22 protein-coding genes are annotated in these 24,036 nt (G+C 54.6%); 13 read left to right on the top strand and 9 right to left on the bottom strand.

The genetic code is table 11. The features are described from left to right. Positions 1-146 precede the first annotated feature (146 nt). Both AC2FEB_RS10195 and AC2FEB_RS10190 read left to right on the top strand, forming a co-directional pair. A complete protein-coding gene (locus tag AC2FEB_RS10195) occupies positions 147-977 on the top strand; it encodes a peptidyl-prolyl cis-trans isomerase (RefSeq protein ID WP_496672791.1) in 831 nt (276 codons plus the stop codon). Beyond that, a complete protein-coding gene (locus AC2FEB_RS10190; RefSeq protein WP_496672794.1) occupies positions 974-1,963 on the top strand; it encodes a HupE/UreJ family protein in 990 nt (329 codons plus the stop codon). The genes AC2FEB_RS10195 and AC2FEB_RS10190 overlap by 4 nt, the downstream gene beginning before the upstream one ends. Positions 1,964-2,125: 162 nt before the next feature. Here AC2FEB_RS10190 and AC2FEB_RS10185 read toward each other — a convergent pair whose 3' ends face one another. After that, positions 2,126-3,073: a helix-turn-helix domain-containing protein gene (locus tag AC2FEB_RS10185; protein ID WP_496672797.1), complete on the bottom strand. Its 948-nt coding sequence runs from the start codon at positions 3,071-3,073 to the stop codon at positions 2,126-2,128. 57 nt (positions 3,074-3,130) lie between these two features. On the opposite strand from AC2FEB_RS10185, the gene AC2FEB_RS10180 reads away from it, so the two are divergent. The 4 genes from AC2FEB_RS10180 to AC2FEB_RS10165 all read left to right on the top strand — a co-directional run bounded on the left by AC2FEB_RS10180 (position 3,131) and on the right by AC2FEB_RS10165 (position 6,905). Next, complete coding sequence (locus AC2FEB_RS10180; protein ID WP_117873753.1) at positions 3,131-3,352, top strand: hypothetical protein; 222 nt, start codon at positions 3,131-3,133, stop codon at positions 3,350-3,352. A 4-nt stretch (positions 3,353-3,356) separates the two neighbouring features. Further along, entirely contained in the window at positions 3,357-5,021 is a 1,665-nt protein-coding gene (locus tag AC2FEB_RS10175; protein WP_496672800.1) for a sulfatase-like hydrolase/transferase, read from the top strand. A 142-nt stretch (positions 5,022-5,163) separates the two neighbouring features. Further along, a complete protein-coding gene (locus AC2FEB_RS10170) occupies positions 5,164-6,141 on the top strand; it encodes an HlyD family secretion protein (protein ID WP_496672803.1) in 978 nt (325 codons plus the stop codon). A gap of 17 nt (positions 6,142-6,158) precedes the next feature. Continuing rightward, on the top strand, positions 6,159-6,905 hold the full coding sequence (locus AC2FEB_RS10165) for a porin family protein (RefSeq protein WP_117873743.1): 747 nt from the start codon (positions 6,159-6,161) through the stop codon (positions 6,903-6,905). Positions 6,906-7,164: 259 nt separating this feature from the next. On the opposite strand, the gene AC2FEB_RS10160 is transcribed toward AC2FEB_RS10165, so the two are convergent. The 4 genes from AC2FEB_RS10160 to AC2FEB_RS10145 form a co-directional block, all read right to left on the bottom strand. After that, positions 7,165-8,235, bottom strand: coding sequence for a DUF2793 domain-containing protein (locus AC2FEB_RS10160; RefSeq protein WP_496672805.1), 1,071 nt, complete (start codon positions 8,233-8,235; stop codon positions 7,165-7,167). Between the two features lie 167 nt (positions 8,236-8,402). Further along, positions 8,403-9,842, bottom strand: coding sequence for a mannose-1-phosphate guanylyltransferase/mannose-6-phosphate isomerase (locus AC2FEB_RS10155; RefSeq protein WP_496672807.1), 1,440 nt, complete (start codon positions 9,840-9,842; stop codon positions 8,403-8,405). A gap of 69 nt (positions 9,843-9,911) precedes the next feature. Further along, positions 9,912-10,805 carry a UTP--glucose-1-phosphate uridylyltransferase gene (locus AC2FEB_RS10150; protein WP_496672810.1) on the bottom strand — a complete coding sequence of 298 codons (894 nt, stop codon included), beginning with the start codon at positions 10,803-10,805 and terminating at the stop codon, positions 9,912-9,914. A gap of 660 nt (positions 10,806-11,465) precedes the next feature. Continuing rightward, positions 11,466-12,701 (bottom strand): lytic murein transglycosylase, encoded by a 1,236-nt coding sequence (locus AC2FEB_RS10145; protein WP_496672946.1) that lies wholly within the window; start codon positions 12,699-12,701, stop codon positions 11,466-11,468. A gap of 187 nt (positions 12,702-12,888) precedes the next feature. On the opposite strand from AC2FEB_RS10145, the gene AC2FEB_RS10140 reads away from it, so the two are divergent. Genes AC2FEB_RS10140 through AC2FEB_RS10115 form a run of 6 tightly spaced genes read left to right on the top strand, consistent with a single transcriptional unit; the run spans position 12,889 to position 19,421 of the window. Further along, positions 12,889-13,848: a cytochrome ubiquinol oxidase subunit II family protein gene (locus AC2FEB_RS10140; protein ID WP_496672813.1), complete on the top strand. Its 960-nt coding sequence runs from the start codon at positions 12,889-12,891 to the stop codon at positions 13,846-13,848. Beyond that, a complete protein-coding gene (locus AC2FEB_RS10135; protein ID WP_496672816.1) occupies positions 13,845-15,935 on the top strand; it encodes a cbb3-type cytochrome c oxidase subunit I in 2,091 nt (696 codons plus the stop codon). Before AC2FEB_RS10140 ends, AC2FEB_RS10135 begins: the two co-directional genes overlap by 4 nt. Next, positions 15,932-16,564 carry a cytochrome c oxidase subunit 3 gene (locus tag AC2FEB_RS10130; RefSeq protein WP_496672819.1) on the top strand — a complete coding sequence of 211 codons (633 nt, stop codon included), beginning with the start codon at positions 15,932-15,934 and terminating at the stop codon, positions 16,562-16,564. Before AC2FEB_RS10135 ends, AC2FEB_RS10130 begins: the two co-directional genes overlap by 4 nt. Next, positions 16,557-16,883: a cytochrome o ubiquinol oxidase subunit IV gene (locus tag AC2FEB_RS10125; protein WP_254683856.1), complete on the top strand. Its 327-nt coding sequence runs from the start codon at positions 16,557-16,559 to the stop codon at positions 16,881-16,883. The genes AC2FEB_RS10130 and AC2FEB_RS10125 overlap by 8 nt, the downstream gene beginning before the upstream one ends. 34 nt (positions 16,884-16,917) lie before the next feature. Then, complete coding sequence (locus tag AC2FEB_RS10120; protein ID WP_496672822.1) at positions 16,918-17,901, top strand: HlyD family secretion protein; 984 nt, start codon at positions 16,918-16,920, stop codon at positions 17,899-17,901. Further along, positions 17,898-19,421 (top strand): DHA2 family efflux MFS transporter permease subunit, encoded by a 1,524-nt coding sequence (locus tag AC2FEB_RS10115; protein ID WP_496884014.1) that lies wholly within the window; start codon positions 17,898-17,900, stop codon positions 19,419-19,421. The genes AC2FEB_RS10120 and AC2FEB_RS10115 overlap by 4 nt, the downstream gene beginning before the upstream one ends. Here the strand turns inward: AC2FEB_RS10115 and crcB are convergent. Both crcB and AC2FEB_RS10105 read right to left on the bottom strand, forming a co-directional pair. After that, on the bottom strand, positions 19,418-19,780 hold the full coding sequence (gene crcB / locus AC2FEB_RS10110) for a fluoride efflux transporter CrcB (protein ID WP_496672826.1): 363 nt from the start codon (positions 19,778-19,780) through the stop codon (positions 19,418-19,420). The two genes, AC2FEB_RS10115 and crcB, sit on opposite strands and share 4 nt — an antisense overlap. Next, positions 19,777-20,145, bottom strand: a complete 369-nt coding sequence (locus AC2FEB_RS10105; protein WP_496672829.1) for a fluoride efflux transporter FluC — start codon at positions 20,143-20,145, stop codon at positions 19,777-19,779. Before AC2FEB_RS10105 ends, crcB begins: the two co-directional genes overlap by 4 nt. A 249-nt stretch (positions 20,146-20,394) precedes the next feature. On the opposite strand from AC2FEB_RS10105, the gene AC2FEB_RS10100 reads away from it, so the two are divergent. Next, positions 20,395-21,975, top strand: a complete 1,581-nt coding sequence (locus AC2FEB_RS10100) for an FMN-binding glutamate synthase family protein (protein WP_496672832.1) — start codon at positions 20,395-20,397, stop codon at positions 21,973-21,975. A gap of 86 nt (positions 21,976-22,061) precedes the next feature. Here AC2FEB_RS10100 and AC2FEB_RS10095 read toward each other — a convergent pair whose 3' ends face one another. Then, entirely contained in the window at positions 22,062-22,718 is a 657-nt protein-coding gene (locus AC2FEB_RS10095) for an ABC-type transport auxiliary lipoprotein family protein (protein WP_117873719.1), read from the bottom strand. Then, positions 22,715-24,031 (bottom strand): MlaD family protein, encoded by a 1,317-nt coding sequence (locus tag AC2FEB_RS10090; RefSeq protein ID WP_496672836.1) that lies wholly within the window; start codon positions 24,029-24,031, stop codon positions 22,715-22,717. The genes AC2FEB_RS10095 and AC2FEB_RS10090 overlap by 4 nt, the downstream gene beginning before the upstream one ends. Positions 24,032-24,036 lie beyond the last annotated feature (5 nt).

Here is a 24,036-nt window from a genome sequence, read left to right as displayed (position 1 = left end):
GAATTGAAAGCCGAGGCGGTGATCTCCACCTCGGCGAGTTCACCACGTTTCCGGAACACCTGGACTGCTCATTTTCTTGCAAAACCCAACCGGTTGATGACAGCATCTGTACGTAGAACCTGAGCACGTTTTACGCAGGAGACTCCATGCGAATACTGAAAGAACCTCTGTTCCATTTTTTCTTGATTGGAGCGGCTATTTTTATTTGGTTCGATATTGTTGCACCGGACAACGAGACCGTCGAAGATCTTGAGGTGATAACAATCGACGAAAATGACGTCGCATTATTGTCTGCTCGGTTCGAAGCGCAGTGGAAACGCCCGCCAAGTAAAGCGGAGTTAGAAGCTTTGGTCGGTGCATCAATTCGGGAAGAGGTTCTGGTCAGGGAAGCAAGAAAGCTTGGTCTGGATCGCGGAGATACCTTGATAAGAACCCGGTTAAGTCAAAAAATGGACTTTCTGACCGAAGCCATTGCAACGTCGGTAGTTCCGGAGGACGAAGATCTGGAGGCATTTCTTCAGGAAAACGCGGAACGCTATGCAACGCCTGTCATGGTTGCCTTTAATCAGGTCTTTCTTGGAGAGAATCCCGGAGAGGCCGAAATCGAGAAAGCACTGGCCACCCTGCGCGCGCATCAAGACTTTTCCGATTTGGGCGGTCCGACATTGCTGCCGGCGTCAATGCCCTTGTCCGCGACGCGGGTTATCGAGTCGGTCTTTGGAGGAGGTTTTTCGAAAGGCATCACAGAGGTCGAAACAGGTCAGTGGACGGGGCCGATCCAATCAGGTTACGGCATTCACCTTGTTGAGGTCGTTGCTATCGAGGCCAGTCAAACACCTCCTTTGGCTGAAATCCACGACGCGGTGCTGCGGGATTGGCGTCGGGAAATGAGTGAAGCTCTGGCGCAAGCGCAATACGACTCTCTTACCGAAAACTACGAGATTGTGGCGCCCGATCTTTCAGGCCCTGCCAAATGAGAGCCGCGATTTGCTTGCTGTTTGCGCTGCTGTTCGTGTGGTCTGCAAATTTCGCCACTGCGCATGCGCTTGATCCGGGATATCTGGAAATTCGTCAAATCGCCTCCAATACCTGGAGCGTTCATTGGCGAAAGCCTGATGTGAATGGTCAACCGATGGCGATTGACGCCATATTGCCAGATGGCTGCACTCCGGCGCGTGGCCCTGATCCTGTTTCCGACAGCCGAGCGTGGATTTCATCCTGGATCGTCGAGTGCCACGCGGATATCGCGGGTCAACCCATTGCCATTGAAGGCCTTGAGACCCAGAGAAACGATGTGTTGGTGCGTTTACACCCTCTGGATGCTGAACCTGCGACGCTTCGTTTTACCCCGGATGTCAGTGTTCAAATCATACCTTCTGAACAGTCGACATGGTCAGTGTTTGCAGCATATTCTCAGTTGGGTTTCGAGCACATACTGGAGGGTTGGGATCACCTTCTGTTTGTCTTCGCGCTGTTTGTCCTGGTCCGCGATCCGTGGAAACTTGTGGGGGCAGTAACAGCGTTCACACTTGCGCATTCAATAACATTGGCGTTGGCAACGATTGGCGTTTTGAATGTTCCCGGACCACCGGTCGAGGCCGTTATCGCACTGTCCATCGTGTTTCTGGCGATGGAGATTGTCAAAGGCGGTAAAGGACGGTTCCGGCTGTCAAAGCAGAAACCCTGGATCGTCTGTTTCGGGTTCGGTCTTTTGCATGGCCTTGGTTTTGCAGGGGCTTTGGCTGACATCGGACTGCCCTCCAACGATATTCCCGCGGCATTGCTGGCCTTTAACCTCGGTGTCGAAGCTGGGCAGCTGAGTTTTATTGCTGCTTTGACTTTGCTTTTGGCGGCCTGGCGGCTGGTAGCACTTCCAGTAGGAAGAAATGCCACGGTTTTGACCGCGTATGGGATCGGGTCAGTGTCAATGTACTGGCTGATAGAACGCGTAAGCGGGTTTTGAACTGCGGCGAAGTCGCGAGAGTTGAGCAAGACATTGTAGATCATGACGGCGCACGTGCCTGAAGAGGAATACAGCCAGAGCCTGGCTTGCAGAACTTTTACGCCGTTTTGGGTTTGATGTCATGAAAAGCCATGGTCACAGACAACACAAAGACAATGGTGCTCAATCGACAGTAGCCGATGGTAATTCGCCGAAACATTTTCGGTAATCCTGTGAGAACTGTCCGATATGCCAAAAGCCATATCTGTTTGCAGCGTCAGAGATTGATATTTCGCTGCCCTGCTCTACAAGCAACCTACGAACCCAGTTGAGGCGGAGTCTCGTGTAATATGCCTTTGGGCCGATTCCGAATTTTTCGTTGAACGCGCGTTCCAATGTTCGCAAAGATACACTGATATCCCCGCAGATCTCGCTGATGGGGACGTTTTCGTCTGGGTTCGCCGTCATCCGATCGACTGCCGCAGAGAGTGCCAGAGTTTTTCGGTTAATCCGCGGTTCTCTGCGATCCGCCCCGCCCCCCGAAGCGATCCGGAGCAACTCCTCGATCAAATGGGTTTCGCCCTGTTCCGACGAAATTGGGTTCGCCAACAAAGCCTGAATGTCGTTCAGAAGCGCAGCTGAGCGATCAGGTGGCGTTGCAGGTAACAAAAATGCCCCAAATTCTGTATCAGAGGCTGTGATCCCCAACTTTTCAACGATTTTCATCGCATACTCAGTTTCAACTGTCATCGTATATCCGCCGAACCCGCTGTCGCTGATACAGTCGAACTCATCGCCGCTGCCGAAGGACAGAAACGGTGGTGTTTCAATGCAGATACCGTTCCAGTCCGTTAGTTTTGATTGGGTAGGGATGCCAAACGTGAGATGGCCTTTCGGAGACGCGCCGATCTGGTGCACACGTCGAGAGAAACCAAACTTTACAACGGAAACAAGTGGGCCGGACCTAACTTTGAAATCCGCCTGCATTTCGCCGTCTTCGATTTGACGGAAGTCCATATCCCATTTGGATATTGCGGCGATCTGGTTCGGATCCCGAAAAGTGGCTTCAAAAAACCGGGGTGCTTCTGGCAGCGCAAAGTCTTGTTTTGTCGATTTTTTGATGCGGTCCAATATTTCTCCCCTGTAGTTTGCATGAAAAGCTTAGTCGAAACATAGGAATATGTTCAAATGAAATTGCCCGATCCGCTTGCCTCGCCCAAACGTGGTCGCCCTCAGCTTCCGAAAGCGGAAGTGCGGTCCGAACGGATCGTGACCCTTCTTACACCCTCACAGCGTCACAGGCTCACACGTCTTGCGGAGTCTACTGGTCAGACACTTTCCAGTGTCGCCCACGATCTTATCGCACAGGGTCTGGAGCGAGAAGAAAACCCAAGAAAAAAGGATATCTAAAGAAATGGATCTAAAGTTTTTTTTGCTCGGCTCTCTGGCGATCAGCGCACCAGCCTACGCGCAGAATGCACCCATTGCGCATGATTCCGAATTCTATATCCTTCAGGCCCAGAACAAGGATGCCTGGGAGCAGGATGATACCGCCGTTGATCAGGCTCTCGCGGCGTTTCGTGAAGAGAACGGCGGCAAACCTCCGAACATCATAAGTATTCTGGTCGATGACATCGGTTTCGGGGATATGGGTATCCCAGAATTGAACGCGGTACGCGGTATCAGCACGCCGAACATCAACGATTTCTCTGACGAAGCGATGCGCATGGTGCGCATGTATACAGAGCCATCCTGCACCCCGACCCGTGTGGCCCAGACGACCGGTCGTCTGCCGGTTCGGATCGGAATGGGTGATACGACCGTCGACATCGCCGGTTTCGGTTTGCCCGGAGAGGAAGTGACGCTTGCCGAGGTTCTGAAGGCCGAAGGATATGCCACCTCGCATGTCGGCAAGTGGCACATGGGTGACATTGCCGAGAGCTGGGCAATGAACCAGGGGTTCGACTATGCGCAGCACGCCGTTCATCAGCAGGGTCAATTGACGATTTTCAATGACGATGCAATCCGCGAACAGGTTTCGGTTGGAATTGCAGATTTCGACGACGATTACACGATCGACGACTGGTTCCGTCCCGACGCATCGGCCATGGCCACGGTGATCGAAGGAAATGCCGGCGGACCTGTTCGTGAAATCCGAATGGAACCGGGTGCACGTTGGAACGCAGCCAAATATGACGAGATGAACCAAGCTTTTCAGGACAAAACCCTTGCTGAACTGGAACGCTTGGCTGGCGGCACTGAGCCATTCTTCCTGCAGTACTGGCCGATGATCCCACTGGACAACACGCGGGCTGGACGGGACGGACCGGAAAGCGTGAATGGCGGTCTGTACGCCGACAAACTGCAAGAGCTGGATACGTATTTGGGTGAAATCTTCACGCGCATGGACAAGCTTGGTGTGGCGGAAAACACGATTGTCGTGTTGATGGGCGACAACGGCCATTTCACCAAGTATTCGCCGGAATCCGGCTTTACGCCAATGGTCTATCGCGGAGGCAAAGGCGATACGACCGAGGGCGGGGTTCGCGTGGACGCTTTCATAAGGTGGCCGGCTCTGATTGAACCAGACAGCATGATCAACAACATTATTCATGTGTCTGATCTTTATACGACACTGGCTCGGTTCGGCGGCGCGGTTCAGCATATTCCCCGAGACCGGTTGATTGACGGTGTGGATCAATCTGCCTCGATCCTGTTTCAAGATGAAAGCAAAGGTCGGCGTGATCATGTGATTATCTATTCGGTGAGTACTCCGAAGGCGATCGTCAAGGACAAGCTGAAGCTCAACCTGCCCGGGCCGGGTCAAAATGCGATCATTGCAGATTTCTTTGATGTGATGCGCGACACGCACGAAAAGTACCCGGTTTCAACCGAAGTTGGTGCGTGGGGCGGGCAGGAGTTCATCCGTATACTGGGACGCCACATGGCGAGAAAAGAGCTGTATCCAGATACTGGCCCTGCCACAGGTATGCCGTATGAAGGAATTGGAAACCTGCGACCGGAAACTCAACAGGCAGTCGAGGCTTTCATGGTCAAACGATCTTCGGTGCAACAATGAAACAGGGCCGCGCGTATCAACAGAAATGCGCGGTCATGCGACTGACAAGTTAGGGGGCAACATTGGCGTACTATTCCCGCTGCATCCATAACCAAAACTGCAACTCACTGGTATCAGCAGCTCTGCGCACCGGAGTAAGCGTATGCTTTTTGTTTTAGGGCTCTATTTCGGAGTGATCTGGGTGGTGTTTTCCAAGCTCGGGCTGCTTCCATGGAACCGGTTCTGGAAATCTGTAGTCTACGGGGGCGCCGCAATCATTGCTCTGGTTGTAATCGGGGCCCTCAACCACACCACGCCGACCGGTCCTTTTTCAGCGCAGGGTGTTGCCACCAACATTGCCCCTAATGTGTCAGGTACCGTCATTGACGTTTCAGTTCGCCCCAATGAGCGGGTCGCGAAAGGGGATCCGCTGTTCCGGATCGACGATACGCCTTTTCGGATTGAGGTCGCCCGCCGGACGGCCAGTCTTGAATCTGCTCGTTCAGCGGCAGATCAGTTACAGTCCGACCTGGAAGCGGCGGAAGCCGACATTGAATCCCTCACCGCGCAATTGAACTTTGGCGTCCAGCGCCGTGACGACTTTGTCGATCTCGAAAAGCGAGGGGCAACGACAACCTTCCAGTTGCAGGAAGCTATGTCTGCCATCGATCAACAGTCCGCAAATCTGCGCGCGCCCGAGGACGGCTTTGTCACAGCCGTTTCTCTACGTCCCGGAAATCGTGTGTCCATTGCACAGGGGGCTATTTCTTTTATTGTCCCCGATGACCGCTATCTGATCGCAAGTCTACCGCAATCAAGCCGTATGAATGTTGCCGTCGGCAGCAAGATACGCCTTTCTCTGCGAACCTTGCCGGGCAGCGAGATTTCTGGGACAGTCGTATCGCTGCCCGTGGGAGCGGTAGAGGGAGCTGTCGACTTGCGTACGGGCCTCCCATCACTGCGTGATCTGGCCGGTGTGTCCAGTTATCCGGTGTTGATCGAAATTCCGGACCAGTTGAATATCGATGAGCGCCCGTTAGGAACCTCTGGCACCACGCTTGTGGTAACGGACAAGGCCGGCGCAATTGGTGTGTTGGCGGAAAACCTGTTCTGGATCACTAAGAAGTTGAATTACATCTGAAATACTGGAGGGACGAAATGAATATAGAATATGGGATTAAAGGGATCGGTTTAGCCTTGGTTATGGCGACTGGAACAACCGCTTCCGCGCAGCAAAGCGATTGGTCCTATGAAGCTACGGTTTATCTTTTCATGCCTGAAACAGAAACGTCTATCGAAACGCCGTCGGGGACATTGGACGGAACGTTGAGTTTTTCTGACGCTTTGAGCAACCTGGATTTCGCCTTCATGGGCGCGTTTGCGGCATCCAATGGGCGTTGGAGCTTGCTGGCAGACTACAACTATACAAATTTATCTTTTAGCAACACCGGATCCGGTCCGGCTGGATCCAGTCTCGACACATCATTTACCACCCAATTTCTCAGTGGATACGTGGCTTATCGGGTCTATGAAGATCCTACTGTGAAACTGGACATTGCTGGTGGTTTCAGATGGTTCAGCACCGAAACAAATTTCACGCTGACGCCCAGCTCGGCACCGGGGCGTACGACTACAGTTGACGGCGATTGGGTCGATCCGGTCATTGGCGCAAGGGCACGTTTCGTCTTCTCTGAAAAATGGACGGGAACCGGGTTCGTTGACTATGGCGGCTTCCGCAACGGCAGCGAAACTTGGCAGGTTCTGTTGACGGCAGATTATGCCATCAATGATAGATGGGTGATCCGCGGCGGATATCGCTATATCGCTTTCGACCATGAGATCGGCGGCAACGATTTCGAGTTCAGTCAGTCCGGGCCGGTGATCGGGGCGACCTACCGATTCTGATTGATTGTAAACGAATATTGTTTGCGGTCTCGACCTGGCACGAGACGTCAGACGGGCAGATCGCGCAAGTATGCTGGGTGCAACCTCCCTCTATGCGTTGTTTGCTGCATTCCTTAAGCGGGAGTTCCAGCAACCATCAAGCTTTTTCCGGAGTGGTGAAAGGCTGCAAACCCGGTGATGCGGGGATGGCGCGGAACGGGTCGCAACCGATCTTCGGTCGGAATGGCCGCCTGATCCGGTATCCAGGCGGCCCTGCCTGTCAGAACCAGCGACCAATGGCTGTGACGGCCGGCGTCAGGGCTGCCGAATCCGAGATCGCCGAGAAGACAATGAATGTCGATTGGGACGACGAAGGCGTATCAAACCCGGTAAACCGGGTCGCAACGCCTCCAGAGCCGTTCAGGTTCGGGGGCGTCGAAAAGTCAGCCGGAAAACCCCAGGTTATTGGGCCGCTTTTGAAAAGAGTACCCTCAGCAGTCGTGCAGGCCACGGGAGCAAGCGTGGCCGTACAGATCTGAGTACCGTCGGCAAACCGCACGTAATCTCCTTTGGCGTTGCTGCCGCGCTCAATGACCGCTCCGGTCGGAACACCAGCGTTTTCCGTCACTGTTCCAAGAAGGTTGCCGGGTCCGTATCCGTAATCGGCGCGCATCAGGCGGCCTGTGGTTGTATCACTGGCATCTGCCTGAACAGCTGTCCCTGACACGGTTCCGGCAACAGGATCAAAGGTCATCACTTCCGTCCAGTTACTGCCATCGGGAGACACTTTGATGGAAAATCCAGTGCCGCCAGACAGTCCCATTTCGGCGTGACCGGTCCAGTTCGATTGAAACAACAGCGATGCTGTATCACCTGCGCTGGCTTTGTTGATCTTTAACTGATGTCCGCCACCTTCGTGGCTCAGCAAGGTCGCAGGGCTGCGAACGGACAGGCGGTTCGTACTGTCAGAATTTGTAGCCACCCCGACTCCGTCAAGGTTCTGAGTGCTGACTGGCAGGGGGGCCCAAGTTGTTCCTGTCCAGTATTTCAGAACTCCGGTCGCTTCATCCCAGGCGCGCCAGCCGATGCCGGGGGTCACGAAATGCCAGGCGTTGTCCAACCAGGCGGCAAGTTCGCCGGCATGCCCTGCCCAGTCTCCGGTCGGGTTGGCTCCAAGAGCATGAACTTCGCCTTGCGCGGGGACAACAGGCGGGGTTCCGGAATCCGTTGACTGTACCGAGAGTTGCACGACCAGATCGAGCTGTCTCAGAGCTTCGTTGTGGGTAACATGTTTTTGCGCTTGTGCCGGTTGCAGCAAAGGCAGGTTCAATCGGGGGGATGTTTGTGACACGGGGGTCCTCCTGTGGCGTCGGTCCGAAACTTCGGTTGCGCGCTACCCTGCCGTGAATAGCGTCAATCCTGTCTGACCGGGCCGACCGCCCAGGAAATGTTATGCTAAGTTTTGGTCCTCAGCTTGTAAACCGCTACTGAATAGGCGCGCGTTAGGATCGCCCAGAATTAATCCCGGGCGTAAATGTCCTCGTATCGGATGATATCGTCTTCACCCAGGTAGGTGCCGGTCTGAACCTCGATCAAAACCATAGGAACTTTCCCAGGGTTTTCCATTCGGTGCGTGGCTCCCAGTGGAATATAGACTGACTGGTTTTCGGTTACCAAACGCTCCTGATCATCGATAGTGACCTTGGCTGTGCCTTCGACCACGATCCAATGCTCGGAACGATGATGGTGAGACTGCAGGCTGAGCGACGCGCCAGGATGAACATGGATGCGCTTGACCTGAAACCTGTCGCCGATCACTAGGCTTTCGAACCAGCCCCATGGTCGATGATCCACAGGCAATGATTCAGCCTGTTTCACCCCTTTGGCCTTTAGTGCCGTAACGGCCTGTTTCACGTCCTGGGCCTTGTCCATGCTCGCGACCAGAACCGCATCGGGCATCGCAATGGTGATTACGTTTTCAAGACCCATTGCTACGACTTCCAGCGCGGGCGACTCGGATCGTATCAACACGTTGCGGCAGTCGATTGCGGTTACTTCTCCGTTGGTTGCTACTCCGTCTTCATCGGGGTTCGATAGCTCTTGAACCGCGGTCCAGCTTCCGACATCAGACCAGCCGGCAGAATACGGCACCACGCTTAGGTTCGAGGCTTTTTCCATCACTGCGTAGTCTATTGAAATGTCGCCGACACCCGCCCAGGCTGCTGGGTCCAGTCGGAGAAAGCCCAAATCTGTTTTTGCCTCTGCAACGGCCTTTTGAACTGGTGGGATCAGTTCGTTCGCGTGCTGTTCAAAAGCTGCTATGATATCGCGAACTGCAAACAGGAAGATGCCTGAATTCCAAAGATAACTTCCATCCGACAGCATCGCCTCGGCCGTTTTCAGATCAGGTTTTTCTACAAAACGATCCAATGGGACAACTTCATGGGTCGATTCCGGAGGATGGCGAAGTTTGAGATAGCCGTAACCGGTTTCCGCGTGTGTCGGAGTGATGCCAAAGGTAACCAGATCGCGCCGTTCACTTATTGTCCGTACGCCTTCAGCAACGGCTTGATGAAAGGCTTCCATGTCCGGAACCACATGATCTGACGGCGCCACAAGCATGATGCCCTCCGGATCACGCGCTGCCAGAAACAAGGCTGCGGAAAGAACGGCGGGGGCCGTGTTGCGCCCTTCGGGTTCGATCAGAATGGGGCCAGGGTCAATTCCGACGGCCGTCAATTGTTCCGGGACAATAAAGCGAAATGCCTCGTTGGTCAGAATCAGGGGCTTTGCATATGGCGCTTGAGATGGTCCGAGCATCCGTTCCGCGCAGTTTTGCAGCAGGCTTGTTTCACCGACCAGCTGAACGAATTGCTTGGGATAGCTTTTGCGTGACAGGGGCCACAAACGTGTTCCCGATCCACCGCAAAGAATGACGGGGTAGACTGTATTGGTCATGCACGTGCCTTCGAGCTTCGGGTGACTGACGGTATTGCCATGTTTTTAGTCAAGTGAAACCACCCATGGCTACTGAGCAGCTTTCCCAGTGGCGACAATGTCGTTCAGATATTGGCTCAGATCATCGCGCAGGTCTTCGCGGGCAAGAGCAAAGGCAACGGTGGCTTGCAGAAAGCCTGATTTTGAACCGCAATCAAAACGCTGACCGTCGAATTTGTAACCGAAGGCAGGAACGCCGGCGGCAATGTCCTGGGCGATGGCATCGGTCAGCTGGATTTCACCGCCACTTCCCGTTTTTTTTGCGTTGAGGTTGGTCAAAACGGAAGGCCGAAGCACGTAACGGCCGATGACCGCCAGATTGGAAGGTGCTTCAGATGGTTCGGGCTTTTCAATCATGCCTCTGGTGGGGACGACGGATCCGATATTGTCGCCAACATCGAGTACGCCATAGGAACTAGTCTTTTCCTTCGGAACTGCCATCGCCGCGACCATGTTGCCACCAGTGTCTTCGTATGCCTCGATCATTTGTTGCAAACAAGGCTTGTCGGCGGCGATGACATCGTCAGGCAGCATCACGGCAAAAGGTTCATCGCCGATCAGCCGTCGGGCACACCAGACGGCGTGTCCCAGTCCCAGTGCTTTGTGCTGGCGGATATAAGCGATCGCCCCGCTTTCCATATTTGTCTTGTTCAGGATTTCCAGAAGCTTGTTCTTGCCTTTGGCTTTCAGCTCTTGCTCCAGAACTAGGTTGTGGTCGAAGTAATCTTCAAGCGCGGATTTTCCGCGTGATGTCACAAAAATGAATTCCTTGATCCCGGCGGCGCGGGCTTCGTCAATTGCGTACTGCACCAGCGGACGATCCACCAGCGTCATAATCTCTTTCGGTACGGATTTGGTCGCGGGCAAAAAACGCGTCCCCATGCCCGCTACTGGAAAAACCGCTTTGGTGACTTTGCGTGTCATGGTGCCTCTCAATATATAAGTTTTGCCAGAAGAGCAGGAAATGTCCGGAGTGTCCTCATAGGCTGCAATACCCTGTCAATCAATGATGCCTGATGGATCAGGCATGTAATCAGTCAAATCGTGCCACCTTGCCAAGGAGGAGTCAAAAGCCTGGTCGGATGCGATATGCATACAATACTTGCGCATCAGGTGCTTGGATAGTTGGTTGTTTACCTCCTGTAGAGGGAGGCAAATCATGGTCAGTCCATCACGAAAACTCAATTGCATTGTCCTGATTGCAGTATCCTTCAGAGTATCACTTTCTTAGGAACGATCCGACTGTGTTGCGGTTCCACGTATCATGCTATTTTTATGCGGTTTTCCCACTTGGAAGACGCAGTTCTCTTAAAGCCGCGCATACTGTCCGCATTCGGGTATCAATGGTCTAAAGGACAAACCGTGCCAATGGCTATTTACGGACCGAGGGTTTTCCTTTGCGAAAGGGCTGCTAGCTGCCCTTCGCAACTCACCTAAGTTTTTAACTTGCCCCTCACGCGCTGTTTTCGAATGGGCAACAATTGATGCATGGTTTCGACGATAGGTTCTGAAAGCGCCTGTTCTAGGCGCAAAGGATCAATGAACGGGCAGGGTGGCAGAGTCTACTGATCACTCTGGTTTGCCTCACGGGGCCAAGCTTGTTTTCATCGGCGCGTCCGGAAAACAGGTCGGTGCGATCCCCAGGTTCTCTTGCCATCGACCTATCGAACGACGTGTTTTGTAACCCGGTAGCCCATCAACCCCTCCGACATCATGCCCTTGTTTTTCCAGCGCCTCCTGCATTTTGGCGATATCGGATCTGTACAGCCCGCCGACCTTCCCCCAGGAGTCACTGAAATCGCCCATACCGTATTGAATACGGTCGCCGATATGGCCGACAAACAAGGCATACAGGTCGCTTTTGTTGTATTCCTTGAGAACGTAGAAGTTTGGCGTAACAAGAAAAGTCGGACCATGTCGTCCTGCGGGCATCATCAAATACCCGTCACCACGTAGCTCATGGGCTGGAAAGGGTTTGCCCGAGACGCGACGTATCCCCATCTCAACCCATTCCTGAATAGGTCGCCCTTGATCGGGGCCTTCTAAAGCGCATGAGACATTATTGGGCACGAAAACCTCGAATCCCCAGTCCCGTACAGAAACCCAGCCGTGTTTCATGAGGTAGTTTCCGATTGAAGCTATCGTATCTTCAGGTGACCCCCAAATATCAGCCGCACCATCACCGTTGCCGTCAGCAGCATACGACAAGTAGTTGGACGGCATGAATTGAGGCTGACCCAAAGCGCCAGCCCAACTGCTTTTCATTTGCCGCGCGGGCTGGTGCCCTGCTTCCGCGATTTGCAGGGCAGCAACAAGCTCAGCGGTGAAATAGTCTGCACGGGTACTCATGAAAGCCTTGGTCGACAGTACCCTGAAAGCATCATGCCGGATCGGAACCTGTCCGTATCCGCTCTCTCTTCCCCAGATCGCCAGAACAATGCGGGCAGGAACGCCGGTTTCGGCTTCGACCGCCGCCAGAGTTGCGGCATGGCGCCGTGCCATTTTCCGTCCTGCCGATGTTGCGCCTTGTACCGACCCCGGATTGAAATAGCGACCGGGTGAGCCAAACTCGGCCTGTTTCTGGACCTTGGGAGTTTTGCGTGCGCTACCCGGCGGCACCAGATCCGGCAAGTTCCACTCAAGGGTCACGCCAGAGAGGGCTGCTTGCATTGTCTCGCGTGTCACACCCTTGGCCTCTGCCCGGGGCCAAATGGTTTCCTGCAACCACAACTGAAACTGGCGTTCGATCGCCGCACGATCCTGTGCCAGCGTGGGCTGACAAAGGAGGATTAATGCCAAAGAGAAAAACAGAATACGCATCATTGTTTTGTCTGTCCCGGCTGGGAATGCAAGTCAACGGGAACATACCGCGCATCCCTGGACCCGTTACACCCGAAATTGAATTGGGGACTGACCCGGACAATTTGTGGTTTGGAAAAACTCTTGAGAAAATTCACACACTTGCCGATAGTCGAATGGAAATTGTTTGAGGAAAGGGCAGTCTGTTATGGCACAAGTCAATATGCCCAACCCAATCCCTCTGCTCATGGTGGCCGTGATCCTGTTGGTGTCGATGTCGCAAACGGTGGCGGCCAGCGACAGTTTCATGGATCCGCAAGGGCCCATTGCCGCCATCCAGAAAACGCATCTGCTGCGGGCGACCGCATTGATCATGGTGGCCGTTGTCCCTGTTCTGGTATTGGTGCCGCTGATCGCACTCCGATATCGCCGGCGAAAAAACAGCAGTGCAGCTTATCGTCCGGAATGGGATTTTTCGGCAAAGTTGGAATTCCTCATGTGGGGCGTGCCTGTTTTGATTGTGGCACTGCTTTCGTTCTACCTTTGGAAGGCCACCCATCGGCTTGATCCGTACTCGACGGCTTTTGGTGAAGATCCGGCCTTGCGTGTGCAGGTTGTCGGACTGGATTGGAAGTGGCTGTTCATCTACCCCGATCTTGGCATCGCCAGTGTGGGCGAATTTGGGATTCCCACCAAACGACAGGTGGCGATGACACTGACCACCGATACCGTGATGCAGTCTTTCATGATCCCGGCACTGGCCGGCCAGATTTACGCGATGCCGGGCATGACCACCCAACTGCATCTGGTCGCAGACGCGCCCGAAGTCATGCAGGGCGAGAACACGCAGTACAACGGGCGGGGCTTTACCAAACAGAAATTTCGCACCGTAGCGATGCACAATGATGAGTTCGAAGCATGGGTCCAAAAAGTTCGTGACAATGGTATCCAACTAAACCCTGCAACTTATCAGACGCTTGCGATGCGGACAGACAGGGATGAGGTTCAGGCTGTGCTGGGCACTGCAAAGATGCCGAAGGATGCGTTGTACTTCACAATGGAAGAGGATTTGTTTCACAGCATTCTGCACCGTTATCACGGGGGCGAAGCAGTTCTGGTGGATCAACAGCCCGGAACGGCGTCATTCGGGCTGGAGGCGCAGAAATGACTTCACCGGGTACAGGGTTCTTTGGCCGCCTCAACTGGGATGCGCTTCCGGTCACAGGGTTAATCCAGAACCCGAACGCAAATGAGATCGTTGCCAACGCCGCTGCCGCAATCGTCTTGGTTGGCGTTGTCGTCGTGGTCGGCCTGCTCAGCTGGTTTCGGTTGTGGACGCCCCTTTGGCGCGATTGGCTGACCAGTGTCGATCACAAGAAGATTGGGATCATGTATGTCGTCTTCGCCATCGTGATGTTGGCGCGTGGCGTGTTGGAGGGCGTCGTCATGCGCGCGCAGCAAGCCGCCGGACCAGGCGATGGCTTCCTGGAGGCTGAACACTTCGCCGAGTTGTTCAGTACCCATGGCACGATCATGATTTTCTTTGTCGCGGTGCCCTTTGTCTTTGGCATCGCGAACTACGTAGTTCCGCTGATGATCGGCGCGAGGGACGTGGCGTTTCCTCGGTTGAACCAGATCAGCCTGGGCCTGACAGTGTCCTCTGGCATGATGCTTATGGTTTCGCTGGTGGTGGGTCGGTTCTCGACCGGTGGCTGGACGGCCTACCCGCCGTATACCGGTGCAGCCTTCAATCCGGGCGTTGGGCCGGACTACTGGATTTGGGCGATCGTTGTTTCGGGTGTTGGCACAACGCTCACCGGGATCAATTTCGCTGTTACGATCTACAAGATGCGCGCGCCGGGAATGACGTTCATGCGGCTGCCGATGTATTGCTGGACCATCATATGCAGTTCGATCCTGATCGTCTTTGCCATGCCGCCCTTGGGCGTCGCGGCGCTGTTGTTGGCCGCTGATCGCTATCTGGATTTCCACTTTTTCACCAACGACCTCGGCGGCAACATGATGAATTATGCCAATCTGTTCTGGCTGTTCGGACACCCCGAAGTCTACCTGCTGGTTCTGCCTGCTTACGGTATCTACTCCGAGGTTTTTGCGACCTTTTCGGCCAAGCGGCTCTACGGCTACAATTCGCTTGTCATCGCCACGATGTCGATAGCGGTTCTGTCGTTTACGGTCTGGCTGCACCACTTTTTCACCATGGGGCAGAGCGCCCTGATCAACGCTGTATTTGGTATCGCAACGATGCTGATCGCCATTCCGACCGGTGTAAAAGTCTATGACTGGATGGCGACTCTATGGCGGGGGCGCATCCGGTTCTCGGTGCCGATGTTGTATGGCTTGGCGTTTTTGATGTTGTTCGTGATCGGAGGCCTGAGCGGGGTGATCCTAGCGAATCCGACCGTGGATTATCAGGTGCACAATACGCTGTTTCTGGTGGCCCACTTCCACAACGTACTGTTGCCGGGGGTGCTGTTTGGTCTTTTGGCAGCCTATAACTACTGGTTCCCCAAGGCGTTTGGCTTTCGTCTGAACGAGTTCTGGGGCCGCGTCACGGTTGCCCTCTGGACCGTAGGGTTTTTGCTGACTTTCATGCCGCTCTATTTCGTCGGACTCATGGGGATGCCGCGCCGTTCTTTCAGTTACGATGACCCATCCTTCCATCCTTTCATGATAGTGGCGATCGTTGGGGCGCTGGTGATTACCTGCGCGTTGTTCTCGGTTCTGATCCAACTTTGGGCCAGCATCCGCGACCGCGAAAAGACCCGCGTTCCAGTTGGGGATCCATGGGATGGGCGCACGTTGGAATGGTCAATCCCGTCGCCGCCGCCTCCGTACAACTTTGCGATCATTCCAACCGTTACGGATCGGGATGATTTTGCGGCAGCAAAGGACAAGGGTGCAGCCTACCCAACGCCTGACGCTTATGAAGATATCGAATTGCCGCGCAATACAGGCATCGGCTTTGTCCTGTGTGTTCTGAGCGGCGTCTGGATGTTCGCGCTGGTCTGGTGGATCTGGTGGTTGGCAGCATTGATGACGGTTCTGATGATCTTGGTGGTGATCGTCTGGACGTTCGATGACAGCACCGAGCTGACCATACCAGCGGAAGAAGTGCGCAAGGATCACGAAGCCTGGCTTGCACGGGTTCACGGCGAAAAAGCGGTGGATCGCGATTTCGAGACGTCTCCGGAGAATCGCGGCCTCGCCCGCCCCGATCTGGAGGTGATCACATGAAGCGTGCGCCCACCCACAGCTACCCAGGGATCAATCTGGGGGAACGCCACGCGAGTGCTCATAAGGCGACCGAGGTTGTCACCTTCGGGTTCTGGGTCTTTTTGATGAGTGACCTGGTCTATTTCGGCCTGATGTTTGCGACTTACATCACGATGATCGATGCGCAGGCCGGTGGTCCCGGCCCGCACGAGCTGTTTGATCTCAAAAGCGCCTTTGCACAGACGCTTATCCTGTTGACGAGCAGCCTGACGGTTGGCCTTGCCATGCTGGCGCTGAAATATAATCTCCCGCGCGGTCGCATTGTTTTGTGGTTTGGCGTCACGCTTTTACTGGGGATCAGTTTTCTGGTGCTTGAGGTGCGTGATTTCATGGCCATGGCGGGAAAAGGAGGCATTCCGCAGCGCAGCGGTTTCTTGTCGGCCTTCTTTGGGCTCGTTCCTCTGCATGGTGTGCACGTCGCCGCAGGATGCTTGTGGCTGATCGTTCTGGGTATCCAACTTCGCGTGAAAGGGATGACGGATGTTGTTATCTCCCGCGTGGTGCGGTTGGCACTGTTCTGGCATTTTCTCGACCTGATCTGGATCGGGATCATCACCATCGTTTATTTCGGAGGTCTGACCTATGGATAAGCGCTCTGAAATGCACCGTCGCGAGCGTCGGCGCTATGTGATCGGATACGGTGGTTCGCTTTTGCTGACGGTGGCAATGTTTGGCGCAGCCTACCTGTTTGGGATCGAAACAACCGGTGTTTACCTGACCATTGGATTGCTAGGTCTGGCCCAACTTGTTCTGCAGCTTGTTTATTTCCTGCACATCGATCGTCGGCGCAGCAGCCGGGAAGACCTGCACCTGGTCCTGTTTTCAACCATGGTTTTGTTGATCATGATCCTTGGAACGGTCTGGGTGTTGGGAAATCTGGCAATAAGAATGCACATGCATGTGATGTGATGCTCATGGGTCGTGTGCAGAAAGGGATAAGAAAATGAAGCCACTCAAAATCGCAGCCGTGGCTTTGATACTTGCAGCAATTGCAGTCGGTCTTGTTCTGTTCTGGAGGCACGAAGAGCGGTACCCGTCCACTAAGGATGCATATCTGGGCGCGAACATCATCTATGTCGCTGCGCAGGTGACAGGGCAGGTGGCAGATGTACATGTGATCGAAAACCAGCCCATGAAAAACGGCGATCTGCTTTTCACGATCGACGACACTCAATTCAAGGCTTCGGTGGATGCAGCCAAAGCCAATCTGGATAGTGCGATACAACAGGCCAAATCCTATTCCACACAGATTGCTGCGGCTGAGGCTTCGGTGGACAGCGCCCAATCGGCCTACGATACTGCATTGAAGAGTTTTGAACGTGCGAAGGCATTGTTTGCATCAGGCGATGTCGCACAGGCATCGCTTGATCAGACGGCATCGGAATTCGCGCAAGCCTCTGCAAGGTTGACGACCAGCCAGTCCAGCCTGTTGGCACTGAAAAGCGGGTTGCAAGCGAAACAGGATGATATCCTGTCTGCGCGGGCACAGCTTGAAATAGCGGAAACCAACCTTGCCTGGACCAAGATCCATGCCGCGGCCGACGGATGGATCGCCAATCTGACCCTTCGCCCCGGATCCTCGGTGTCCGCCAACGCTCCGCAATTTTCGATTGTCGAATCGTCCGATTGGTGGGTGGACGCGAACTTCAAAGAAACCGCATTGGCGCGCATTCGTCCGGGGCAGCCGGTCACGATACGTGTCGATATGCTCCCTGGGACGACGCTTACAGGTAAGGTGGCGTCAATCGGGCGAGGGTCCGGGGACACGTTTTCCTTGTTGCCCTCGGAAAACGCGAGCGGGAATTGGGTCAAGGTCACCCGGCGATTTCCGGTTCGGATCGAGCTTGACCCGACCGATGCGCCCTTGCGTGTCGGAGGCAGCAGCAAAGTTGTCGTAGATACAACAGGTCCGGTGGACGGCAAATGACCCCTGCGGCGTCCGGCCATGTGAACATGGTGATCGTGATCGCCGTTGTTCTCAGCGCCATTCTGGAAGTCCTAGACAGTACGATTGTCAATGTGGCGTTGCCGCATATCCAGGCCGCATTTGGGGCGACGACCGATCAGGCGACATGGATTCTGACCAGCTATATCGTTTCTGCGGTGGTCATCATGCCGTTGACAGGGTTCGTCGCCCGACGCGTGGGCCGACGACGGTTGATCCTGACGGCGGTGACTGGTTTTGCCGTCATGTCGATGATGTGCGGCATGTCGTGGAGCCTTGAGGTCATTGTTGCCTTTCGGCTGGCTCAGGGCATGTTCGGCGCTTTCCTGATCCCTTTGTCACAGTCCATTCTGTTTGATGCCTTCCCGCGGGAAAAGCGCGGACAGGCAATGGCCATCTTCGGTCTGGGCGTCGTGGTGGCGCCGGTTCTGGGGCCAACGGTCGGTGCAATCCTGACCGAATATTTTTCCTGGCGGATGGTCTTCTTCGTCAATCTTCCCGTGGCGGCCCTTGCACTGCTTCTGCTGGCCGGAGAATTGCCGGAAGACAAAACCGAGGAGGTCCAGATCGATTGGAAAGGCCTTGCTCTGCTGGCTGTTGGAATCGGGTGCCTTCAATTCGTTCTGGATCAAGGCGAGACACTGGACTGGATGTCGTCCCGCGTCATCCAAGTGGCCGCGATTGCAGCAATTCTCGGGGCGTTTGGATTCATTTTTCACGCGTTGACCTCTCGCAATTCGGTTGTGGACCTGCGTCTGTTCGCAGATCGAAACTTTGCCCTTTGCAATCTGATCATCGCGGGTTTTGCCGTGTCTCTGTTCGGGGGCATCGCGATTTTGCCGACGCTTGTTCAAAGCCTGCTGGATTTCCCGGTCATCGCGTCGGGCCATCTGTTCATTCCGCGTGGCCTGACCGCAGGGCTGTCCATGGTTCTGACCGGCGCAGTTCTGGTAAACCGCTTTGATCCGCGCCTGCTGGCGGGCATCGGTCTGTTGCTGACGGCGATCGGGAATTTCATGATGGGGGCCATCAACCTCAATGCCGGTTTTTGGGAGCTCGCGTGGCCGGGGGCCATCAGCGGCCTCGGTATGGGTCTTGTGTTCGTGCCGATGTCGATACTGGCTTTCGAGAGCATCAGTAAAGGCCGGCAGGACGAAGCCTCTGGTCTGTTCAATGTGACAAGGCAATTGGGATCGTCGGTTGGCATCTCGCTGGTCGGCACCTGGGTTGTACGCGGGTTGCAGACCAATACGGCGGTGCTCAGCCAGAATGTGACGCCTTATAACCCCGCGGCCCAGGTGTATCTGAGCCCGCTTGGCCTTGCGCCAGACAGCGCTGAAGGTGCTGCCATTCTGGGCCAGGAAATCATGAAGCAGGCCGAGATGATTTCCTATTTGACCGTATTCAACAATCTGGGTCTGCTTGCCTTGGCGACAATTCCATTGCTTTTCTTTTGTCGCGCTCCGAAGCCCGGGTCACATGTTGCCGCTCATGTGCATTAGCGCGTCAAGGTCAGCCCAAGCCACAGGGCGAACCAGCACAGCGCCAGGCTGATCAGGATATTGCCAGCTGCCAGAACCAGAGTGCGCTCGCGCCGAAGTTCAAGAGATTGGTAGGCAAAGCTGGAGAACGTGGTAAACCCACCGCAAAAACCAAATACCAGCCGTCTTTGGTCTTCGGGGATGTCGACAGGGCCACCCAGATAGCCGATCCAGAGCCCAAGCAGCAGGCTGCCCACTACATTCACGAACAGCGTTGAAAAGGGCAAATCGTGCCGCACTTTCAAAGCCAGCCAATGACGTAGGACCGCCCCCAGGCCTCCTCCCAGTGCGAACATCGCATGAAGATAGAGATCATTCATGACGGTGACCTTTCGGAATGAAAATGGTTGCCCAGCTTTTCTCCGACCAGCGCAGCGCCAATGCCGAAAGCAATTTCCAACCCGACGGCAACAGGGACGGCCCACAGATCACCTTCGGCAATGCGTTCCAGATCAGCTACAAAAGATGAAAAAGTGGATAACCCACCACAAAACCCGACTGCGCCCAAATGCAGCACATGAGCGTGCACCTTGTGACGTATTGAATACAGCCATCCCAAGACAAAACAGGCCGTCACGTTGATGCCGAAAGTCGACGTGAGGAAACTGAGGCCAGGGATTTCCAGTGCGAATACTTCGCGCAACAACGATCCCAGCGCCCCTCCGGCAAAGACAGCGAGAAACATAAGGCTCTTTCGGTCGCGCCGGGGTTGGGAATGCGTCTTTGTCAAGTGTGTGCCTGTCGTCTTCTGGTATGCGTGGCATATCCACTGGCGACACCCTGTTCAACTGTTGAGAGGCCGTAACGCGTTTTCACGTTTTCGTCTTTGCGCGGATTAATTCTCTCAAAAGCTTGCAATTAAAAATCAATCTGTTTCACGTTGAGTGCTGTTGGAACGCGCAATGGCCGGTCGGAAACACGAGGAGACAGGAACATGATTGTACGCAGGATCTACTATTTTCTGAGCTATGTCTGCCTGCCACTTGTGTTGCTTTTGGGTTTTTTCTGGCCCCCTGCACACTGGCTTTTGGTCCTTTTGGTGCCCTACGCGGTCATTGGTCTTTATGACATTTTGACAACCAAACACAATGTGCTGAACAACTACCCGGTTCTGGGGCATTTCCGTTATATGCTGGAATTTGTCAGTCCGGAAATTCGACAGTATTTCGTTGAAACCAATGAAAGCGGTCGACCTTACAACCGGATCGTTCGGGGGCTAGTTTATTCCCGCGCAAAGGGCCAGATGGACACGCAGGCCTTCGGGACCCAGTACGACATTAACGAGGTTGGTTATCACCGCGCAAATCATTCACTTGCGCCCAAACACGTAGACGAAAGTGAACTCCGCGTGATGCTGGGGGGACCGCAATGCACACAACCTTACAGTGCCTCGCGCCTCAATGTTTCGGCCATGAGTTTCGGTGCGCTGAGCGCCAACGCCATCCGCGCGCTGAATGGCGGGGCAAAGGACGGAGGGTTCGTCCACAACACCGGTGAAGGCGGATTGTCTCCTCACCATCTGGCCGAAGGCGGCGACATCATCTGGCAGATTGGGACGGGCTATTTTGGATGCCGTACGCCTGAAGGCGGATTTGACAAAGACAAGTTCGCCGACAAGGCCACAAAGGATGTGGTCAAGGCGATTGAGATCAAATTGTCCCAAGGTGCCAAGCCAGCGCATGGTGGAGTTCTGCCGGCTGCCAAGGTCGATGCTGAGATTGCCGAAATCCGTGGGGTGCCCGAGCATCAGGATGTGATTTCCCCTCCAACACACAGTGCATTTGAAGGGCCCTCGGGGTTGATGCACTTTGTTCAACATCTGCGCGAAATGTCTGGTGGCAAACCAGTCGGCTTCAAATTGTGTATTGGCAACCCGTCCGAGTTCATGTCGATCTGCAAGGCCATGCTCGAGACAGGTATACTGCCGGACTTCATCACCATTGACGGATCAGAAGGGGGTACGGGCGCGGCCCCAGTCGAGTTCACCAACCGTCTGGGCATGCCCCTGAACGAGGCGCTGATTTTCGCAAACAATTGCCTGCGTGGCGTTGGGCTGCGTGACAAGATCCGGATCATTTGTGCGGGCAAAGTGGCGACCGGATACGACATGGTCGAGAAATTCGCGCTTGGTGCGGATATGTGCAACGCCGCGCGGGCGATGATGTTTGCGGTTGGCTGCATTCAGGCCTTGCATTGCAACACGAACCGTTGCCCGTCAGGGGTCGCCACCCAGGACCCAGTTCGGGGGCGCGCGGTGAACATCCCGCAAAAGCGGCAGCGCGTTCACCGGTATCACGACGCTACACTGGAAAGCTTCCGTGAACTCTTGGGTGCGATGGGGAAGGAAAAAGTGTCCGAACTGCATCCACGCGACATTCTACGTCGTACGGCGGACGAGCAAGAGCGCACCTATGGCGAACTTTACACCTATTTGGAGGATGGTGCGTTGCTGGCGGATGTTGTTCCCGAGGAATTCGCGGCGGATTGGAAACGCGCTTCGGCATCTCGTTTCTGAGGCTAGATCCGGAACAAAAAACCGTTTACCCAGAACACGTGTGGGCGAACTGCGCCCGCGCGCACCGTTTTGACATGTGGCTTAGCTTAACTGGGGTTCGATCTGGGATTGTTGGCCACATGCGTGTTGATCCTGCGAATGCTCCATTCAACGGCATCCCGCATCGCGCGCCCCAAAGCTAAATCAAACGCCTTGATCAGATCTGATGTCTGGTCGCTTGCGGCAACGACATTTTCCTGAAACGAATTCGAAGCGATGATCTTGTCGTCGTATTCATCAATGACCTTTATGTTCATGCGTACTTCGATACGGATTTTGTCTCCGTTCTCGGGGTCCGCGACAACAATGCCCTGAAACTCGCGCAGGTCTGGTGCGATCACATAATCAGCGCGCAATCCAACCGTTGACCGGCCAACGGCAGCGACTTTGCCAGAGTTCTCAAAGCTCTCGATTAACAGCGTCTGAACGATCAGAGGTGCGCGATCCACCCAACGCGCCCGTGGCAAATACTGAACCTGAAACGGGGTGGGCTGAATGGCGATCTGATCCGTGTTCACAGCGGCGGTTGCTGTTGGTTCTTCAACAACGATCTGTTTCTGTATTCGCGGCAGCGCCGACGAAAACGTGCTTTTGGGTGTCAACAGATACAGATCGTTAGGTTTCGCGGCTTGTTTCAAAGTGCCCAATCCGGCACATCCACCGACCAATGCAAACGTCAGTATTGCAATTGCAGGCTTGATCATTGACGGAACTCCGATGCTTGGGTGCCCAGCAGAAACCGCGCAGGATCACGTTCGACTTTGTCCACCAGACGGTCGAGGCTGATCACAAGACGTTGGGATTCTTCGACGAAGCGGATAAATTGCGGCAGACCAACCCGCAGGAAATCCGAAACCTGGCGGCGGTTGGTCTGAACGATGCCGTCAATTGTTCCCAGCAGCTCTGACGCAGAATTCGATGCGCTCAGGACATCGTCCGAAATTTGATCGATCTTATCTGTGATGTTCGAGACTGTTTCGGTTACCTGGTTGGCTGCCTTTCGGATATCTTCCGCAACGGGTGCCACATCTTCTTCCATGACGCGATTGGCTGATTCAAAGGCTGTTTCTGCCGAAGACAGCGCGCCTTTGGCTGTGTCCATTGCAGTTGTTATCGAACCAAGTGTCGTGTTGGCGTTCAACACGGTTTCATTCACAATTCCAAGTGTGACGCTGCCCTCATCCGACAAGACGGTCAACCGTTCGGCCAGTTGCGATCCGCGCTCGATGAAAGGTTGAATGTCTTGCTGCAGGATGCGGTCTGCTGTCTCGATCGTCGTTTTCGCTTCGTCCAGCGCGGTCTTGGCTGACTCGGACGCGGACTTAACTGAATTGAGCGTCTCCGTGCCGGTCTTGAGGGTCGTCTCGGCCGTTTCGATCAGAGGGTCCAGACGTTTTGAAAACTCTCCAATATCTCGGGCTGCGCTGCCTATGTCGCTGGCCACGGAGTCAAAGCTTGTCAAAGTCTTGTCCAGCCGGCTGGTTGCAGAGGCAAGGTTATCCAGAATGCCGCTCACGGCTTGCCGGTTCTTGTCGTCAACGACCTTGTTCAGGCTTTCCAGAAGTGTAACGGCCTCGTCCAGCACCTTCGGTGCGCCTTCAAACAAAGACTGGATGGTGCTGCGCTTGCTTTTGATCACGCCGTCCTGCGGCAATCTTTTGGCGGTCGGTGACCCGCCGGTAAGTTCGATGTAACCTACGCCGGTTACGCCCAACGATTGAAGCTGGGCGATCGTTTCTTCGGTGATCGGAATATCTGCATCCACTTCTATACGCACCCGAACCTTGGACGGATCGTCCTTGTCCAGGTTCAAAGAGAGCACCTGCCCAACAGGAAGGCCGTTGAAATTTACCCCACCCGCCGCCGAAAGCCCCGAGACGTTATCGAATAATACGTCGTAATAAGCGTATTGCCGGGTCACTTCGAATTTCGCCAACCACAGGAAAAAGCCGAAAACGCCCAACAGCCCCGCAAGGGTAAACGCGCCGATCAGGATGTAATTTGCTTTGGTTTCCATCGCCT

The organism is Ruegeria sp. YTSC106 (assembly GCF_059609765.1).
The sequence above is the reverse complement of the archived record's forward strand: the minus strand, read 5'-3'. Positions and strand labels throughout refer to the sequence as shown.

Coding starts and splice junctions, on each gene's coding strand:
- AC2FEB_RS10195 (WP_496672791.1), top strand. CDS start 147: ATGCGAATACTGAAAGAACCTCTGTTCCATTTTTTCTTGATTGGAGCG.
- AC2FEB_RS10190 (WP_496672794.1), top strand. CDS start 974: ATGAGAGCCGCGATTTGCTTGCTGTTTGCGCTGCTGTTCGTGTGGTCT.
- AC2FEB_RS10180 (WP_117873753.1), top strand. CDS start 3,131: ATGAAATTGCCCGATCCGCTTGCCTCGCCCAAACGTGGTCGCCCTCAG.
- AC2FEB_RS10175 (WP_496672800.1), top strand. CDS start 3,357: ATGGATCTAAAGTTTTTTTTGCTCGGCTCTCTGGCGATCAGCGCACCA.
- AC2FEB_RS10170 (WP_496672803.1), top strand. CDS start 5,164: ATGCTTTTTGTTTTAGGGCTCTATTTCGGAGTGATCTGGGTGGTGTTT.
- AC2FEB_RS10165 (WP_117873743.1), top strand. CDS start 6,159: ATGAATATAGAATATGGGATTAAAGGGATCGGTTTAGCCTTGGTTATG.
- AC2FEB_RS10155 (WP_496672807.1), bottom strand. CDS start 9,842: ATGACCAATACAGTCTACCCCGTCATTCTTTGCGGTGGATCGGGAACA.
- AC2FEB_RS10150 (WP_496672810.1), bottom strand. CDS start 10,805: ATGACACGCAAAGTCACCAAAGCGGTTTTTCCAGTAGCGGGCATGGGG.
- AC2FEB_RS10145 (WP_496672946.1), bottom strand. CDS start 12,701: ATGCGTATTCTGTTTTTCTCTTTGGCATTAATCCTCCTTTGTCAGCCC.
- AC2FEB_RS10140 (WP_496672813.1), top strand. CDS start 12,889: ATGGCACAAGTCAATATGCCCAACCCAATCCCTCTGCTCATGGTGGCC.
- AC2FEB_RS10135 (WP_496672816.1), top strand. CDS start 13,845: ATGACTTCACCGGGTACAGGGTTCTTTGGCCGCCTCAACTGGGATGCG.
- AC2FEB_RS10130 (WP_496672819.1), top strand. CDS start 15,932: ATGAAGCGTGCGCCCACCCACAGCTACCCAGGGATCAATCTGGGGGAA.
- AC2FEB_RS10125 (WP_254683856.1), top strand. CDS start 16,557: ATGGATAAGCGCTCTGAAATGCACCGTCGCGAGCGTCGGCGCTATGTG.
- AC2FEB_RS10120 (WP_496672822.1), top strand. CDS start 16,918: ATGAAGCCACTCAAAATCGCAGCCGTGGCTTTGATACTTGCAGCAATT.
- AC2FEB_RS10115 (WP_496884014.1), top strand. CDS start 17,898: ATGACCCCTGCGGCGTCCGGCCATGTGAACATGGTGATCGTGATCGCC.
- crcB (WP_496672826.1), bottom strand. CDS start 19,780: ATGAATGATCTCTATCTTCATGCGATGTTCGCACTGGGAGGAGGCCTG.
- AC2FEB_RS10105 (WP_496672829.1), bottom strand. CDS start 20,145: ATGTTTCTCGCTGTCTTTGCCGGAGGGGCGCTGGGATCGTTGTTGCGC.
- AC2FEB_RS10100 (WP_496672832.1), top strand. CDS start 20,395: ATGATTGTACGCAGGATCTACTATTTTCTGAGCTATGTCTGCCTGCCA.
- AC2FEB_RS10095 (WP_117873719.1), bottom strand. CDS start 22,718: ATGATCAAGCCTGCAATTGCAATACTGACGTTTGCATTGGTCGGTGGA.
- AC2FEB_RS10090 (WP_496672836.1), bottom strand. CDS start 24,031: ATGGAAACCAAAGCAAATTACATCCTGATCGGCGCGTTTACCCTTGCG.